The sequence below is a fragment of the Bradyrhizobium sp. JR4.3 genome, assembly GCF_040547695.1.
Lineage (GTDB): Bacteria > Pseudomonadota > Alphaproteobacteria > Rhizobiales > Xanthobacteraceae > Bradyrhizobium > Bradyrhizobium canariense.
The window spans coordinates 449881-465316 of record NZ_JBEPQF010000003.1 but is presented as its reverse complement, the minus strand read 5'-3'; the positions used below and the strand labels follow the sequence as shown (position 1 = coordinate 465316).

General features: G+C 63.7%; 12 protein-coding genes. 7 read left to right on the top strand and 5 right to left on the bottom strand.

What is annotated here, in order from left to right:
- Nucleotides 1–92: 92 nt before the first annotated feature.
- Nucleotides 93–3857, bottom strand: a complete 3765-nt coding sequence (locus ABIB91_RS08175) for a vitamin B12-dependent ribonucleotide reductase (protein ID WP_354167525.1) — start codon at nucleotides 3855–3857, stop codon at nucleotides 93–95.
- Nucleotides 3858–3918: 61 nt separating this feature from the next.
- Nucleotides 3919–4107, bottom strand: a complete 189-nt coding sequence (locus ABIB91_RS08170; RefSeq protein WP_354167528.1) for a hypothetical protein — start codon at nucleotides 4105–4107, stop codon at nucleotides 3919–3921.
- A 510-nt stretch (nucleotides 4108–4617) separates the two neighbouring features.
- Between ABIB91_RS08170 and ABIB91_RS08165 the strand changes: the two genes are divergently transcribed.
- From ABIB91_RS08165 to ABIB91_RS08145, 5 genes are all read left to right on the top strand, one after another.
- A complete protein-coding gene (locus ABIB91_RS08165; protein ID WP_354167531.1) occupies nucleotides 4618–5514 on the top strand; it encodes a DMT family transporter in 897 nt (298 codons plus the stop codon).
- A 117-nt stretch (nucleotides 5515–5631) separates the two neighbouring features.
- Entirely contained in the window at nucleotides 5632–5985 is a 354-nt protein-coding gene (locus ABIB91_RS08160) for a hypothetical protein (protein WP_354167534.1), read from the top strand.
- 92 nt (nucleotides 5986–6077) lie between these two features.
- Complete coding sequence (locus tag ABIB91_RS08155) at nucleotides 6078–6485, top strand: FixH family protein (RefSeq protein ID WP_007591658.1); 408 nt, start codon at nucleotides 6078–6080, stop codon at nucleotides 6483–6485.
- Entirely contained in the window at nucleotides 6482–7897 is a 1416-nt protein-coding gene (locus ABIB91_RS08150) for an efflux RND transporter periplasmic adaptor subunit (RefSeq protein ID WP_354167537.1), read from the top strand. Before ABIB91_RS08155 ends, ABIB91_RS08150 begins: the two co-directional genes overlap by 4 nt.
- On the top strand, nucleotides 7894–11121 hold the full coding sequence (locus ABIB91_RS08145) for an efflux RND transporter permease subunit (protein WP_354167540.1): 3228 nt from the start codon (nucleotides 7894–7896) through the stop codon (nucleotides 11119–11121). Before ABIB91_RS08150 ends, ABIB91_RS08145 begins: the two co-directional genes overlap by 4 nt.
- 5 nt (nucleotides 11122–11126) lie before the next feature.
- Here ABIB91_RS08145 and ABIB91_RS08140 read toward each other — a convergent pair whose 3' ends face one another.
- Together ABIB91_RS08140 and ABIB91_RS08135 are read right to left on the bottom strand one after the other, a co-directional pair.
- Nucleotides 11127–11609, bottom strand: coding sequence for a DoxX family protein (locus ABIB91_RS08140; protein ID WP_354167543.1), 483 nt, complete (start codon nucleotides 11607–11609; stop codon nucleotides 11127–11129).
- 220 nt (nucleotides 11610–11829) lie between these two features.
- Nucleotides 11830–12801 (bottom strand): Bug family tripartite tricarboxylate transporter substrate binding protein, encoded by a 972-nt coding sequence (locus ABIB91_RS08135; RefSeq protein ID WP_354167546.1) that lies wholly within the window; start codon nucleotides 12799–12801, stop codon nucleotides 11830–11832.
- Between the two features lie 267 nt (nucleotides 12802–13068).
- Here ABIB91_RS08135 and ABIB91_RS08130 point away from each other — a divergent pair, with 267 nt between their 5' ends.
- Together ABIB91_RS08130 and ABIB91_RS08125 are read left to right on the top strand one after the other, a co-directional pair.
- On the top strand, nucleotides 13069–14031 hold the full coding sequence (locus tag ABIB91_RS08130; RefSeq protein WP_354167549.1) for a LysR family transcriptional regulator: 963 nt from the start codon (nucleotides 13069–13071) through the stop codon (nucleotides 14029–14031).
- Between the two features lie 325 nt (nucleotides 14032–14356).
- On the top strand, nucleotides 14357–14704 hold the full coding sequence (locus ABIB91_RS08125) for a hypothetical protein (RefSeq protein WP_354167552.1): 348 nt from the start codon (nucleotides 14357–14359) through the stop codon (nucleotides 14702–14704).
- Between the two features lie 360 nt (nucleotides 14705–15064).
- On the opposite strand, the gene ABIB91_RS08120 is transcribed toward ABIB91_RS08125, so the two are convergent.
- Nucleotides 15065–15292 carry a hypothetical protein gene (locus ABIB91_RS08120; protein ID WP_354167555.1) on the bottom strand — a complete coding sequence of 76 codons (228 nt, stop codon included), beginning with the start codon at nucleotides 15290–15292 and terminating at the stop codon, nucleotides 15065–15067.
- Between the last annotated feature and the right edge of the window lie 144 nt (nucleotides 15293–15436).

Sequence of the window (15436 nt, the reverse complement as noted above, 5' to 3'; positions counted from 1 at the left end):
GCTGCCCCTCATTTGAGAAGAACTAGTAACGCAAGCCGTCCTGGCGTAATGCAACTGGCATCAATGCCTCCGGGCGGCTTGCGCTATTGGTATCAGCTGCACCCCGTCGTGCTGCCGCACGTATCGCACTTCATACACGTGCCATTCCGCACCAGCGTGAAGTTACCGCACTCCGAGCACATCTCGCCCTCATAGCCCTTGGCCTTCGCCTCCGCGCGGCGCTCGGCCTTGCTGGGCACTGCGGTTTGCGCGGTGCCGGCCTTGCTCCATTGCAGGGCCTCTAACTTCTCGGTGGGCGAGAGGTCGTGGGCCACTTCCTGCTTCAGCGCGACCGCGCCTTCCAGGACGTCGCCGGCACGGCCTGCGCCGTGCGAGGCGAGCGAGGTGACCTTGCTGCCGCCGGCCGGGGCGCTGTCGTTGCCTTGCGCGACCGCGGTCGAGCCGCCGCGCATCACCACGAGGTTGTCGGTGCGGGAGCGGGTGAGACCGCGCGACACCAGCTTGGAGGCGCGCTGGCCGTGATCATCCGGCTCCTTGCCTTCCTCGACGCCCTTGCCGAGCACGTCGAACCCGGTCTCGCTGGGATCGACATGGGCGAGGTCGAAGCGGCTGAGATAGCTCACCGCCAGTTCGCGGAAGACGTAGTCGAGGATCGAGGTCGCATATTTGATGCTGTCGTTGCCCTGCACCGGGCCCGCCGGCTCGAAGCGGGTGAAGGTGAAGGCGTCGACATATTCGTCGAGCGGCACGCCGTACTGGAGACCCAGCGACACCGCGATGGCGAAGTTGTTGATGAAGGAGCGCAAGGCCGCGCCTTCCTTGTGCATGTCGATGAAGATCTCGCCGATGCGGCCGTCGTCATACTCGCCGGTGCGCAAATAGACCTTGTGGCCGCCGACGACTGCCTTCTGGGTGTAGCCCTTGCGGCGATCCGGCATCTTCTCGCGCTCGCGCATCACGATGATGCGCTCGACCAGCTTCTCGACGATCTTTTCCGAGACCTGGGCGGTGCGGGCCGCCATCGGCTTGTCGTAGAGATGCTCGATCGCATCGTCCTCGTCCTCATCGTCGGCGATGAGCTGCGAGTTGAGCGGCTGGCTGAGCTTGGAGCCGTCGCGGTAGAGCGCGTTGGCCTTCAATGCGAGCTTCCACGACAGCATGTAGGCGGACTTGCAGTCCTCCACCGTGGCGTCGTTCGGCATGTTGATGGTCTTGGAGATCGCACCCGAGATGAAGGGCTGGGCCGCCGACATCATGCGGATGTGGCTCTCGACCGAGAGATAGCGCTTGCCGACCTTGCCGCAAGGGTTAGCGCAGTCGAACACCGGATAGTGCTCGGCCTTGAGGTGCGGGGCACCTTCCACGGTCATCGCGCCGCAGATGTGGACGTTGGCCGCCTCGATCTCGCGCTTGGTGAAGCCGACGGCCTGGAGCAGGTCGAAGCCGGGGGCCGCGATCGCCTCTGCGCCGATGCCGAGCTGGTCGCGGATGAAGTCCTCGCCAAAAGTCCATTTGTTGAAGGCGAACTTGATGTCGAACGCGGTCGGCAGCGCCTTCTCGACCTTGGCGATGGCTTCGTCGGTGAAGCCCTTGGCCTTCAGCGTCGTGGCGTTGATGCCGGGCGCGTTGGAGAGCGAGCCGTGGCCGACGGCGTAGGCCTCGATCTCCGCGATCTCGCTTTCGCGATAGCCGAGCGCGCGAAGCGCTGCGGGGACCGCGCGGTTGATGATCTTGAAGTAGCCGCCGCCGGCGAGCTTCTTGAATTTCACCAGCGCGAAGTCGGGCTCGATGCCGGTGGTGTCGCAATCCATGACGAGGCCGATCGTGCCGGTCGGCGCGATCACCGTGGTCTGGGCGTTGCGATAGCCGTGCTTCTCGCCGAGCTCGAGCGCCGCATCCCAGGCCGCTTGCGCATGGGTGACGAGGTCTCCTTGCGGGCAGGACACCAGGTCCATCGGCACGGGGTTGACGCTCAGCGCCTCGTAGCCGTTGGACTGGCCATGGGCGGCGCGGCGGTGGTTGCGGATTACGCGCAGCATGTGCGCGGCGTTCTTTTTGTAGCCGGGGAAGGTGCCGAGCTCGGACGCCATCTCGGCCGAAGTCTTGTAGGTGATGCCGGTCATGATCGCGGTCAGCGCGCCGGCGATCGCGCGGCCTTCTTTGCTGTCATAGGACAGGCCCATGGTCATCAGCAGGCCGCCGATATTGGCGTAGCCGAGGCCGAGCGTGCGGAACTCGTAGGACAGCTCGGCGATCGACTTCGACGGGAACTGCGCCATCATCACCGAGATTTCGAGCACGATGGTCCAGAGCCGGCAGAGATGCTCGTAGCCCTCGACGTCGAAGCGCTTGGAGGGGATGTCGTAGAACGTCAGCAGATTGGCAGAGGCGAGGTTGCACGCCGTGTCGTCCAGGAACATGTATTCCGAGCACGGATTGGAGGCGCGGATGTCGCCGGACGCCTTGCAGGTGTGCCAGTCGTTCATGGTGGTGTTGAAGTGCAGGCCGGGGTCGGCCGACGCCCAGGCGGCGTAGCCGATCTTTTCCCAGAGGTCGCGCGCCTTCAGCGTCTTGGTGATCTTCTTGGTGGTGCGCCCGACGAGATTCCAGTCGCCGTCGGTCTCGACCGCGCGCAGGAAGTCGTCCTTCAGCGACACCGAATTGTTGGAGTTCTGGCCTGATACCGTGAGGTAGGCTTCCGAATCCCAGTCGGTGTCGTAGACGTCGAACTGGATGTCCTTGTAGCCTTGCTTGGCGAACTGGATGACGCGCTTGATGTAATTGTCAGGCACGAGGCTGCGGCGCGCGAGCTTGATCTCGCGGCGGAGCGCCGGGTTCTTCTCGGGGTCGAAGCAGTCGTCGCCCGAGCCCTCGCAATTGACGCAGGCCTTCAGCACCGCCTTGAGGTGCTTCTGGTTGATCTTGGATCCGGTGACGAGAGCCGCAACCTTCTGCTCCTCCTTCACCTTCCAGTCGATATAGGTCTCGATGTCGGGGTGATCGACGTCGACGACGACCATCTTGGCGGCGCGGCGCGTGGTGCCGCCGGACTTGATCGCGCCCGCCGCGCGGTCGCCGATCTTGAGGAAGCTCATCAGGCCGGACGAGCGGCCGCCGCCGGAGAGGCGTTCGCCTTCGCCGCGCAGCCGCGAGAAGTTGGAGCCGGTGCCGGAGCCGTATTTGAACAGGCGGGCTTCGCGGACCCAGAGGTCCATGATGCCGCCCTCGTTGACGAGGTCGTCACCGACGCCCTGGATGAAGCAGGCGTGCGGCTGCGGATGCTCGTAGGAGGATTTCGACCGGGTCAGCTTGCCGGTGAAGGGGTCGACGTAATAATGGCCCTGGCCGGGGCCGTCGATGCCATAGGCCCAGTGCAGACCGGTGTTGAACCATTGCGGCGAGTTCGGCGCGACCATCTGCATGGTCAGCATGTAGCGGAGCTCGTCGTAGAAGGTCTGGGCGTCCTCGTCGGAGGAGAAGTAGTTGCCCTTCCAGCCCCAATAGGTCCAGCAGCCGGCGAGACGGTCGAACACCTGCTTGGCCGAGAGCTCGCTGACATAGCGCTCCTTCTCGGGCAGGAGGGCGAGCGCCTCGGTATCGGGCACGGAGCGCCACAGGAAGGACGGGACGGACTCTTCCTCGACCTTCTTCAGGCGCGCGGCGACGCCGGCCTTGCGAAAATACTTCTGGGCCAGGACGTCGGAGGCGACCTGCGACCACGCGGTCGGCACCTCGACATTGTCGAGCTTGAACACGACCGAGCCGTCGGGATTCCTGATCTCCGACGTGGTCAGCCGGAACTCGATGCCGGCGTAAGGTGACTGTCCCGAAGTGGTGTGGCGCCGCTCAATCCGCATGGTCTTGCCCCGTCCTATCTTTGACCGGACCGCCTCCGTTCAGGCGTGCCGGGTCATCATTTCATTTCGCGGTGCTCGAGGCCGCGTGGCCCTTGGCATCGCAGTTCAGCCGGTAGACCCGGCCCGTTTTCTCCCGACGCGATTGCTCGATGCGCGCACCGATCATCCGCCGGCACGTCCAGACCCATCCGCCCCAAAGGGATGAGCCCGACATGCGTTCAACGCCCCACAACGTCACGTCTTCAACCATTGCCATCCGAGCCTGTTTCCAGCCCGTTCAGGCGCCCGAAAGATCCGCTCTCGCCGGGCAGACAAGCCCGTATCCCGCTGCCTTTGTCTGGCTCGGCGGAGTGCTGTTTTGCAGACCCTTTGGGGGAGTGCCGGCGGGACGCAAACACACTCGCGCCGAACGGATCGAAAACTAGGACTCTCCGTTACGCCCGTCAAGAACTAGTGCGAGTTCCTGAATCAAATACTAAATATGGTGGATTGTGGGGGATAACAGGGGGCAGGCCCGCGCCTGTTGTTGAGCCAAGTATCAGTGAGTCCTCAGGGATTCCCAACCGAAAAAATTTCCATCTTGGGGCGCCGCTGAGGCTTCACCCCGCTGTTCACAGGGCAGGTATATTTTTGAATGGCGGGCTTGCCTCCGGGGGACTCACGTAGGGCTACGGAAGGTGAGGGCAGGCATGCCCGCCGGGGTGGTGGTGGGAGGGGCGAATCCGCGCCAAGCTCGGTCAAATTTTGCCGGACTACCCACATGCTTGATTCGACTCGGCCGGTGCTGCGAGCGCGCATCGCCCCGGCCGGCCTGATGTTCCTCGCCATCACCTCGGTGGGCTGGGGCTTCAACTGGCCGGTGACGAAATTCCTGCTCTCCGAGCTGCCGCCGCTGACCTTGCGCGGGGTGACCGGCGTGTTGGGCGCGGTGCTGCTGGCGGCGCTGGCGCTGATGCGCGCTGACAGCCTCAGGGTCCCGCGCGAGATCTGGCCGCGCCTTGTGACCGCCGCGGTCCTCAACGTCACCGGCTGGATGGTGCTGATGGGCCTGGCGCTGCTGTGGCTGCCGGCGAGCGAAGCCGCGCTGATCGCCTACACCATGCCGGTCTGGGCCTCGCTGATCGCCTGGCCGGTGCTGGGCGAGCGGCCGACCTTGTTGCGCACCATCGCGCTGGTGATGGCTTTTGCCGGCCTCGCCTCGATCATGGGCGGCAACGGCTTTGCCGCCACCGCGGACAAGCTGCCGGGCATCATCATGGCGCTGTGCGGCGCGCTCGGCTTCGCACTCGGCACGGTGTTTTCGAAGAAGTACCCCATCCGTCTGCCGCCGATCACGGCCGCGGCCTGGCAGATCGGGATCGGCTGCCTGCCGATCACGATCATCGGCCTCGCCATCGAGACCACGCATCTGGAGCTGGTGACGCCGGTCGGATGGTGGCTGCTGGTCTATTCGACCGTGGTGCAGTTCTGCATCGCCTATGTCAGCTGGTTCGCTGCCCTTGCGCGCCTGCCGGCCTCCGTCGCCGCGATCGGGACCATGGCAGTGCCTGTCATCGGCGTGGTGGCGTCCGCGATCGCGCTCCACGAGCCGTTGGGAGCAGGGCAGATCGCCGCGCTGATCTTCACGCTGGCGGCGGTGGTGCTGGCGACGCGGTAATAGGGCGCGGACTCATGAAGTTTGGCCGCCCGATGTCCGCCTTGCTGCGGCTGAAGATTTCGAACATGTGAAGGCGGCGAGCTTCCAAAGTTCCGCCGCCCGTGGGATGTTCGGGCCATGAATCTGCGGCGATTGCTCAGAGTTGCGTTCGCGGTCTTGGTGACCGTCGGTTTGACGTTGGCGCCCTTGGCGGCGCCGGCGGCCGCTGCGCAAGCTCGTCTTGACGGCATGAGCGACATGTCGATGTCGGCCGACATGCCCTGCTGCCCCAACGACCAGAAGAGCAATGACTGCCTGGACTGCCCGCTGGTTGCGATGTGCGTTCTGAAGACGACCCAGGCGGGACCCTCCGAGGCCGTCGCTTTGCCGCTGCGACACGCGATCCGGACCACCCACTCGGTGGCGGACGATTTGGTCGGCGACGGTTTGGTCCGTCCACCTCCCGACCAACCCCCTCGAACCCTGGCCTGAGCGGCGCTTGACGCCGATCGCGTCCGTGCGCCTCGCGCGCGCGGATGACGCGCGCCGCCTCGGCGGCGAATTCAGGACATCGAGGATACAACATGAAGACGTCTACCTTCGCGCGCGCCGTCCAGGCCGCGTTGATCGCTGCGGCCATCGGCGGCGCAAGCTCGGCCGCATTGGCCGACATCAAGGACTATAAGTTCGAGCTCGTCGACCAATCGGTGCAGGCCGGGCCAGACAAGGTCGTCACCGTCCGGCTCGTGAACACCAAGACCGGCAAACCGGTGCCGGATGCGGTGATCTTCGCCAGCCGTTTGGACATGGCTCCGGACGGCATGCAGGAGATGGCGACCAAGGTCGCGCCCATGCCGGGGACGGAGCCGGGCACGTACCGCTTCAAGGCGACCTTCGGCATGGCGGGGCGGTGGCAGCTTTCGCTCGGAGCCAAGGTCCAGGGCGAGACCGGCACCGTCGAGAACAAGCTCGTCATCACGGCGCAGAAGTGACCCGCCCCATCGCAGCAAGCCTGGCCGCCGCGTTGATCGCGGCGGCGGGCATCGCGTTCGTCGTCGCCGGCCCGCAGCGGCCGACGGCGCGAATCGCCGCCGTGATCGGCCCCGCTGCGGCCGAGGAGAGCGGCGCCGCGATCTACTACCAGGATCCGGACGGCAAACCGTCGTACTCGCTGGTGCCGAGAAAGACCCGGGATGGCCGGGATTTCCGCGCGGTGCCCGCAGGCGCCGACGTCAGCTTCGACGACGAGCAGGTGGCAGCCCCGCCGCCGGCGACACCGGCCGGCGCCTCCGGAGAGCGCAAGATCAAATACTACCGCAATCCCATGGGCCTGCCGGACACATCGCCGACGCCGAAGAAGGATTCGATGGGAATGGACTACATCCCCGTCTACGAGGGCGACGACAGCGACGACGGGTCGATCAAACTCTCGCCCGGCAAGATCCAGCGGACCGGCGTCAAGTCGGAGCCCGCAGCGATGCGCGTGATCCGGACCGTCATCAGGGCGCCGGGCACGATCGCGCTGGACGAGCGGCGGATCTCCGTCGTCGCCATGCGGGCGGAAAGCTTCATCCTGAAGGTCGCCGACGTCACGACCGGATCTCACGTGATCAAGGGGCAGCCGCTGATGGAGGTCTACAGCCCATCCATCTCCTCTGCTGCCGCCGAGTACCTCACCACCATCACCTCGAAGACGACCAGCGGCGACGTTCAGTATGGCCGTGGATCGCGCCAGCGCCTGATGAATCTGGACGTGCCCGATGCTGCGATATCGGCGATCGAGAAGAGCCGGACCGTGCCGACGTCGATCGGATGGACTTCGCCGCGCGACGGCATCGTGCTGGAGCGCAACGCCATCGAGGGCATGCGCGTCGAGCCGGGCGGCGTCCTGTTCCGGATCGCTGACCACTCGATGGTGTGGGCCCTGATCGACGTCGCCGAACGCGACCTCGGCATGATCGCCACGGGCCAGCCCGTCACGGTCAAGGCGCGGAGCTTTCCGGGACGGGAGTTCACGGGAAAGGTCCAGGTCATCTACCCCGAGATCAACAAGGAGACCCGGACGGCGCGCGTGCGGATCGAACTGCAGAATCCGGACCTGATCCTGCTGCACGACATGTACGTCGACGCCGACATCGACACCGGCAGCGGCGATGCCGTCCTCGCAGTGCCGGAGAGCGCGGTGATGGACACCGGCAGCCGGCAAGCCGTTTTCGTCGATAAGGGCCAGGGTCGGCTGGAGCCTCGTGAGGTCAGGCTCGGCCACCGGGGCGGCGGCTTCGTGGAGGTCCGTCAGGGTCTCGCGGAGGGCGAGGCCGTGGTGGTCTCGGCGAATTTTCTGATCGATGCCGAAAGCAACCTGAAGGCCGCGCTGAAGGGCTTTACCGAGGGAGCGCAGCAATGATCGCGCGTCTCATCGCCTGGTCCGCCCGCAACCTGCTGCTGGTCCTGTTCGGGACCGGCTTCGCCGCCGCGGCGGGGCTGTACGCGCTTCTGCATCTGCCGCTCGATGCCATCCCGGATCTCTCGGACACCCAGGTCATCGTCTACACGGAGTACCCGGGCCAAGCCCCGCAGGTGATCGAGGACCAGGTCACCTATCCGTTGACGACGGCGATGCTGACCGTGCCGAAATCGAAGGTCGTGCGCGGCTTCTCTTTCTTCGGCGTCTCCTTCGTCTACGTCATCTTCGAGGATGGCACCGACATCTACTGGGCGCGCTCGCGGGTGCTGGAATTCCTCAACGGCGCCAGCGCGCGCTTGCCGACAGGCGTGAACCCCACGATCGGTCCCGACGCGACCGGCGTCGGCTGGGTCTACCAGTACGCCTTGATGTCGAAGGAATTGAACCTCGCCGACACTCGGACCATCCAGGATTGGAATTTGAAGTTCGCGTTGGCCAAGGCCGAGGGTGTCGCCGAGGTTGCGAGCGTCGGCGGCTTCGTCAAGCAGTACAACGTGATCCTCGATCCGCAACGCATGCGCGACCGCGGCATCACCATGCAGAAGATGCGCGATGCCATCCGCGCCAGCAATGCCGACGTCGGCGGCCGGACCGTCGAACTGTCCGAGTTCGAGTACGTCATCCGCGGCAAGGGCTACATCAAGTCGATCAACGACCTCGGCGACATCGTGCTGAAGACGAACAACGGGACGCCGGTGCTGCTGCGCGACGTCGCGCGTGTCGAACTGGGCCCCGACGAGCGGCGCGGCATCACGGAGCTGAACGGCGAGGGCGAGGTCGCCAGCGGCATCGTGCTACAGCGCTTCGGCGTCAATGCGCTGGAGGTGATTGAGAACGTCAAGAAGCGCTTCCGGGAGATCGCCTCCAGCCTTCCGAAGTCGGTCGAGATCGTTCCGGTCTACGATCGCTCCAACCTGATCTACGCGGCCATCGACACGCTCAAGCACACGCTGTTCGAGGAAAGCGTCGTGGTCGCGCTGGTCTGCATCGTGTTCCTGCTGCACGTCCGTAGCGCCCTTGTCGCGATCCTGATGCTGCCCATCGGGGTCTTGATGGCGTTCGGCGCCATGAAACTGCTGGGCTTAGGCTCCAACATCATGAGCCTCGGCGGGATCGCGATCGCGATCGGCGCCATGGTCGATGCGGCCATCGTCATGATCGAGAACGCCCACAAGCACCTCGAACGGGCCGAGCCGGGAAAGCCCAGGATCGACGTCCTGATCGCCGCCGCCTCGGAGGTGGGGCCCGCACTTTTCTTCAGCCTGCTGATCATCACGGTGTCCTTCATGCCGATCTTCACGCTGGAATCGCAGGAGGGGCGGCTGTTCAGCCCGCTGGCGTTCACGAAGACGTTCTCGATGGCGGCCGCTGCGCTCCTGTCGGTGACGTTGGTGCCGGCTCTGATGGTGATCTTCGTGCGCGGGCGGATCGTTCCGGAGCGCGGGAATCCGATCAACCGCGTCCTGATCTGGATCTACCGCCCGGTGATCAAGGGCGTCATGCGCGCCAAGACGCTGGTGGTCGTGCTCGCGCTCGCTATTCTGGCCGTGAGCATCTGGCCGGCGCGGCAACTCGGTACCGAGTTCATGCCGAACCTGAACGAAGGCACGCTGCTCTACATGCCGACGACGCTGCCGGGCATCTCGGTCACGAAGGCCGGCGAACTGATGCAGACCCAGGACCGGATCATCCGTTCCTTTCCGGAAGTGGCCTCGGTCTACGGCAAGGCGGGGCGCGCCGCGACGGCAACCGATCCGGCACCCTCCGAGATGTTTGAGACGGTGGTCAACCTCAAGCCCAAGCAGGAGTGGCGGCCCGGTGTGACCATCGATGGACTGATCGCCGAAATGGACAAGGCACTGCAGTTTCCTGGGGTCTCCAACGCCTGGACCATGCCGATCAAGGCCCGCATCGACATGCTGTCCACGGGCATACGAACGCCGATCGGCGTCAAGGTGATCGGGACCGACCTGGTCGAGATCGATAAACTCGCCAAGCAGATCGAGCAGGTCCTCAAGGCCGTGCCGGGCACCTCATCGGCCTACGCCGAGCGTGGCATCGGCGGCTACTATCTGGAGGTCACCCCGGACCGTGCCGCGCTGGCGCGCTACGGCATCATGGTCCAGGACGTTCAGGACACGATCGCGACCGCGCTCAGCGGCCAGACCGTGACCACGACCGTGGAAGGGCGGCAGCGCTTTACCGTGAACATGCGCTATCCGCGCGATCTGCGCGACAATCCGCAGGCCATCGCCAACGATGTGTTGGTGCCGATGCCCGCCGGCGGCGCGGTACCGCTCGGCGAGGTCGCCAAGGTCGCGCCGGCGCGCGGGCCGACCTCGATCCGGACCGAGAACGGCCAGCTCGCGACCTACATCTACGTCGACATCCGCGATCGCGACCTCGGGGGCTACGTCGCGGACGCTAAAGCCTCTGTGCAGGCCAGCATCAAATTTCCGCCGGGCTACTACGTGATGTGGAGTGGTCAATACGAATACCTGGAGCGCGCAACCGCGCGGCTGAAGATCGTCGTGCCCGTGACGCTGCTGATCATCTTCCTGCTGCTGTATCTGAACTTCCGTTCGATCGCGGAGACGATGATCGTGATGCTCTCGCTGCCGTTCGCGCTGGTCGGCGGGCTTTGGCTGATGTGGTGGTTGAGCTTCAACCTTTCAGTGGCGGTCGCCGTTGGCTTCATCGCGCTCGCCGGCGTCGCCGCAGAGACCGGCGTCGTCATGCTGATCTATCTCAATCAGGCGCTGGCGGAGACCGCAGCCAGGCGTGCCGCCGAGGGGCGGGCCCTGACCCGCGGCGACCTCTATGACGCCATCATGGATGGCGCGGTGGAGCGCGTACGGCCCAAGATGATGACAGTCGTCGCGATCATGGCGGGCCTGCTGCCGATCATGTGGAGCACCGGGACGGGCTCGGAGATCATGCAGCGCATTGCGGTGCCAATGATCGGCGGGATGATTTCGTCGACCCTGCTCACGCTGATCGTCATCCCGGCGATATTCGGGCTTGTAAAGGGTATTGGCTTGCCAGGTGACGACCAGGGATGTTTTGGGGCTGGCCCGGGCGACCGACAAACAGCGAACAGGAGAGCGGGGCAGATTGCAGCACTGATCTTCACGCTGGCGGCGGTGGTGCTGGCGAGGCGGTGAGGCCATTACTCCGCGGCGACAATCCGCACCTGCTTGCCAGCCGGGGTGACGTCCTGCCGCCGGCCCAGCCAGACCTGCCAGGCCTGCGCGGCCAAAGCGAGGGAGCAGATGCCCCAGAACACCGGATATTCGTATCCGCCCGTGTTCCAGGTCCAGCCAAAGCCCTTCACAGTCTGGAGCGAATAGACCGCCACGGCCATCAGCCCGACCGAACCGAGCGCGGCGAAGCGCGTGCAGATGCCAAGCGTCAGCGCAATGGCGACCGACAATTCGGCCGCGGCGGCGACGTAGACCCAGGCCTCGGGCGGCGACAAGCCGGCAGACGCGAAGAACTTGACGATGGCCGGATTGAGAACGCCGAAGCCGACGAACTTTCCGGCGACGTGAGGAAGATAGAAGGCGCCGCAAGCGATGCGAATCACGTTGTCCATTCGCGTGAGGTCGAAGTTGTCTGCTTTGATCCGGAAATCGTCGGGCGCTATGAACATGGCTGCTCTCCTTTCGAACAAGCCTAAACGTCGAAGCGGCAGACGTCCTTGATGCAACTCAAGTCGAGGCTTTCGCAAATGCCTGGGACGGACGCGAAGAAATCGCCGGCCAGGAAAGCTGCGCGATTAGCCAGGCCGAGCTGCGCAAGATCCGATGCGACTGGATCAGTCGAGAAGTATGAGTGCTGCCGGTGACGACATCGTCGGGATCTCCTGCCTGTTATCTTGCGTCACGGATATCGACCAACTGACGTATTCCGGCGAGCCAACTCCGCTGCCGCTCGATTCCGGCCCTCAATTCGCTTGCGGTTCCGGCAAGCACGTTGTGCCCGCCGGCTTCGAGCTTGCGACGAACCTCGCTGTCTGCACAGATGGCGGCAACGTCGGCCGCAATCCGCGCCTTTACGATCTCCGGCATGTTGCGGCCGCCATAGATTCCGGCGAGACCATCGATCTCGAGTTCGGGGTAGCCAAGCTCGCGCACGGTTTTCACCTCAGGCAATAGCGCAGCTCTGCTTGGATTGATCACCGCCAAGAAGTGCGCCTTGCCGGTTTGCACGGGAGATTGGGATGCCGTCAGCGAGGTGACAAGCACCTGGATTCTGCCCTCTCCCAGATCGGCTTGCGGCTGAGCTCCGTCGCGATAGCTCACATAGTTCATCGAGAGCGAGTGACGCTTGAGAAAGCCCGCAAACACGTATCTCGGCAGCGTGGGAGCCGAAGCCCAGGCATAGTTGCCGGGCTGCGCCTTGAGGGCGTCGATTAATTCCGGAATGGTACCGACGCCAATGCCGTTGCTAACCGTGAGAGTGAGAACGATCGATGTAGTGGAGGCGATCGGCAGCAGATCGCGATCCACATCATAAGGAAGCTTGTCGATCAGCAGCGGCGCGACCGTCACCGAACCGATTACAGTATAGAGCAAGGTGTGATCGTCCTGCGCCGAAACGAACGCGCCGACGCCGATTGTCCCTTCGGCACCCGTTCGATCTTCGACGATCACCGGTTTGCCCCACCGTTTGGACAACGCATCCGCGAAAATACGTGCTGCCGCGTCGTTGGCGCTGCCTGGAGGAAACGTCACCACGATCTTCACAGCCCGCTCGGGCCATTCGGCCATGGCTGCCTTTGGCAGGACAGGCGTCAGGCTGCAAAGCAGCAACATCAACAAAGTCCAGCGCTGACGACGCATGACATTCTCCTCAAGACACAGGATATGAGCCGGACCGCTTTGGTTACAAAACGAGGCAGCCGTCGACTGACGACTTCGAAACGCCTAGCCCGTCGGGAGCCCGGCGACATGTCGTTAAAGCTGGCTTCCTCATCACGCTTCCTCGACAATGCAAATTCTAGGATGCAGCGTAGGCACCAGGGCCGGTCGCGTCGAGAAGCTTTGACGAACTTCAGTCGTGAGTTATTATCACGAATACGGGTACCGCCAAGCTTGTGAGGTTTCGTCTTGAATCGCGGCCGTCGCCTCGAAATGCTGATCTGCGCCGCCGACGGCGGCAGCTTTGCTGCGGCGGCACGGATCATGGACCTGACACCGTCGGCGGTCAGTCGCGGTATCGCCGAGCTGGAGCGCGAGCTTAAGGTCCCCTTGTTCAACCGGACGACGCGTCAGCTCAAGCTCACCCAAGAAGGGATCGACGTCTATCGCAGGGCCGTGGACATTGTTGCCCGCATTACCGAGCTAACAGAAGGCTTCACGAAGAGGCATGGGCGGATCAGCGGAATTGTGCGGGTAGGCGTGCAGGCGCCTCTCGCTCGCTATGTCCTGATGCCGAGGCTGGCCAGTCTGAACGATCGATACCCCGAGTTGCTCGTCGAGACGCGGCTGACCCAGGATCCCCGCGACATGCAGTCTGAAAACCTCGACGTTCTGCTGCATGTCGGCGAACCTCCGCCGTCCCGGCTGGTGGCGCAACGGCTCGGTCAGGGTAAGCCGGCCGCGTATGCCTCGCCGGACTATGTCCGTCGTTTCGGCGCACCGGAGCAGCCTGCCGACTTCGTCAATCATCGCTGTCTGCTGTTTCGTCCAGCTTGGTCGATTGGTTCCGTCGACCATTGGAAATTCGAACGCAATGGGATGCTCGAAGCGATCCAAGTCCGACCTTCGTTCGTCACACCGGATCGCGAAGGCCTGATCGTGGCGGCCTGTGCAGGCGTCGGCGTCATCTACATGGCCTGCTTCGATCCGGCTTTCCTGACGTCGGGTCGGCTCACGCGACTGCTGCCGGGATGGTCATGCCCGCCAAGCTTCGGCATTCATCTTTTATACCGGCGTGGCAGCGCCGGCATTCCGCGCGTGGCGGCATTCTTGCGCTTCATGCGCGAGGCGTTTGCCGAGTTCGATCCTCATGAGCTCACGGTGCTTCATGTCAACACGGGGCAAAACCCCGTGCATCGCCGCGGTTGGTAAGGACCTGAACTCTGGGGCTGAACCCGATCGGCATCGATCGACGGCCAGTTCTAGCTAACTCCTGCTGTCCGAAGCCGTTGCTCAGAGAGAAGCATCATACAAGAAGGCCACTCGCGCGGAGATCTCCTATGTTGCCGGCGGGCGCAGTGGACTTTCCGCCTTCTTCCGGTCAGTCGGGTCGTGCAGCGGGCCGGCCGACCGGCTTCGCCTCGGACGGGATTGCCAACCCTGCCCAAAGGCGATCCAGTCTGCACCAGGAAGCTGAACAGGCCATAGAACATTCCCGGCATTTATTCACCGCTCCGACGCAGACCTGTACAGCGGAATGACCGCAAGGGTCCACAAGCGGGAATGCCAACGAGCAGCTCCTTGCTCGAGCCTCACAGCGCAAGGAACGGGTGGAGTTATCTCGCTTCAGGCGCAGGCGCCGAGTAAGGAGCTGCCGGCGAGCCTTCTTCAGATCGGTCGCCAGTTTTATTTTCTCTCTCAAAACGAGGATTTCGGAATATTCCTTTTGGATCTCTGGGCGGGTGCGGAGTGCTTCAAGCTGCTGGGCGGTCAGTTTCAATATCGCGGCAATATGCGTACTCTGGATGTGGTGCATGGCAATCAAATCCGCTGTTGGAAAAACGGAACGATACAGCGAACTGCGGGGCGGCGTCGCTGGAAATAAACAGCCAGCCTTACTGTCGTTTTTTGCAGCGCGTCACTGCCCTCGTCAGGTAGGGGGCTGCCGTCTGCTGAAAATGAATTTCTTGACTGCATCAATCGTGCGAGCAAGTTGTCGCGGCCGGCGCCTACGCGGCGGAGTGACTAGCACAACGAAGAGCACGTTCAGCAGCAGCCAGCAGCCGACCGCGATGAAAATGTACTTCATAACTCCTCAAGGGTGCCCTCGGAAGAGCACTGCAAGAAGAGCGGCAGCAACGACCGCCAGCCAGATCATCGAAACAACGAAGCTGGCGAAATGCCAATCTACGTCGCGGCGCCTGGGCTGCATTGTGTCTCCTTCCGGAGGCCGTGTGTCGTCGTCTCAGCGGCCTCTATCGTCCTTGCCGTCGGGGCTGCCGTCTCCGCCGCCGTTGCCCCAGCCGTTGTTACCGTGATGGTGATGGTCGTGGTGGACCGCGCCTGCGCCCGACTTCGCGATTGCATCCGATGTGAGGGATGTCGACAGGAGTAGGGTGATGGCTGGAGGCGTCACCGCCGCGAACCTTCCGCAGGTTTTTAAGAACTCGCGACGGTCGTCCTGATCCGGCATGCGTTTTCTCCGTCCAGAGATAAGCCCACAAATTAAATCACAATAACTAAATTAAATCAATTTAATTTGGTTCCAGAAGAAAGCGGCCCGCCGACTCGTCCACTCCTTTAGGGGCAGCTCGACGCGCGAGAGTCCGCTGTGGTC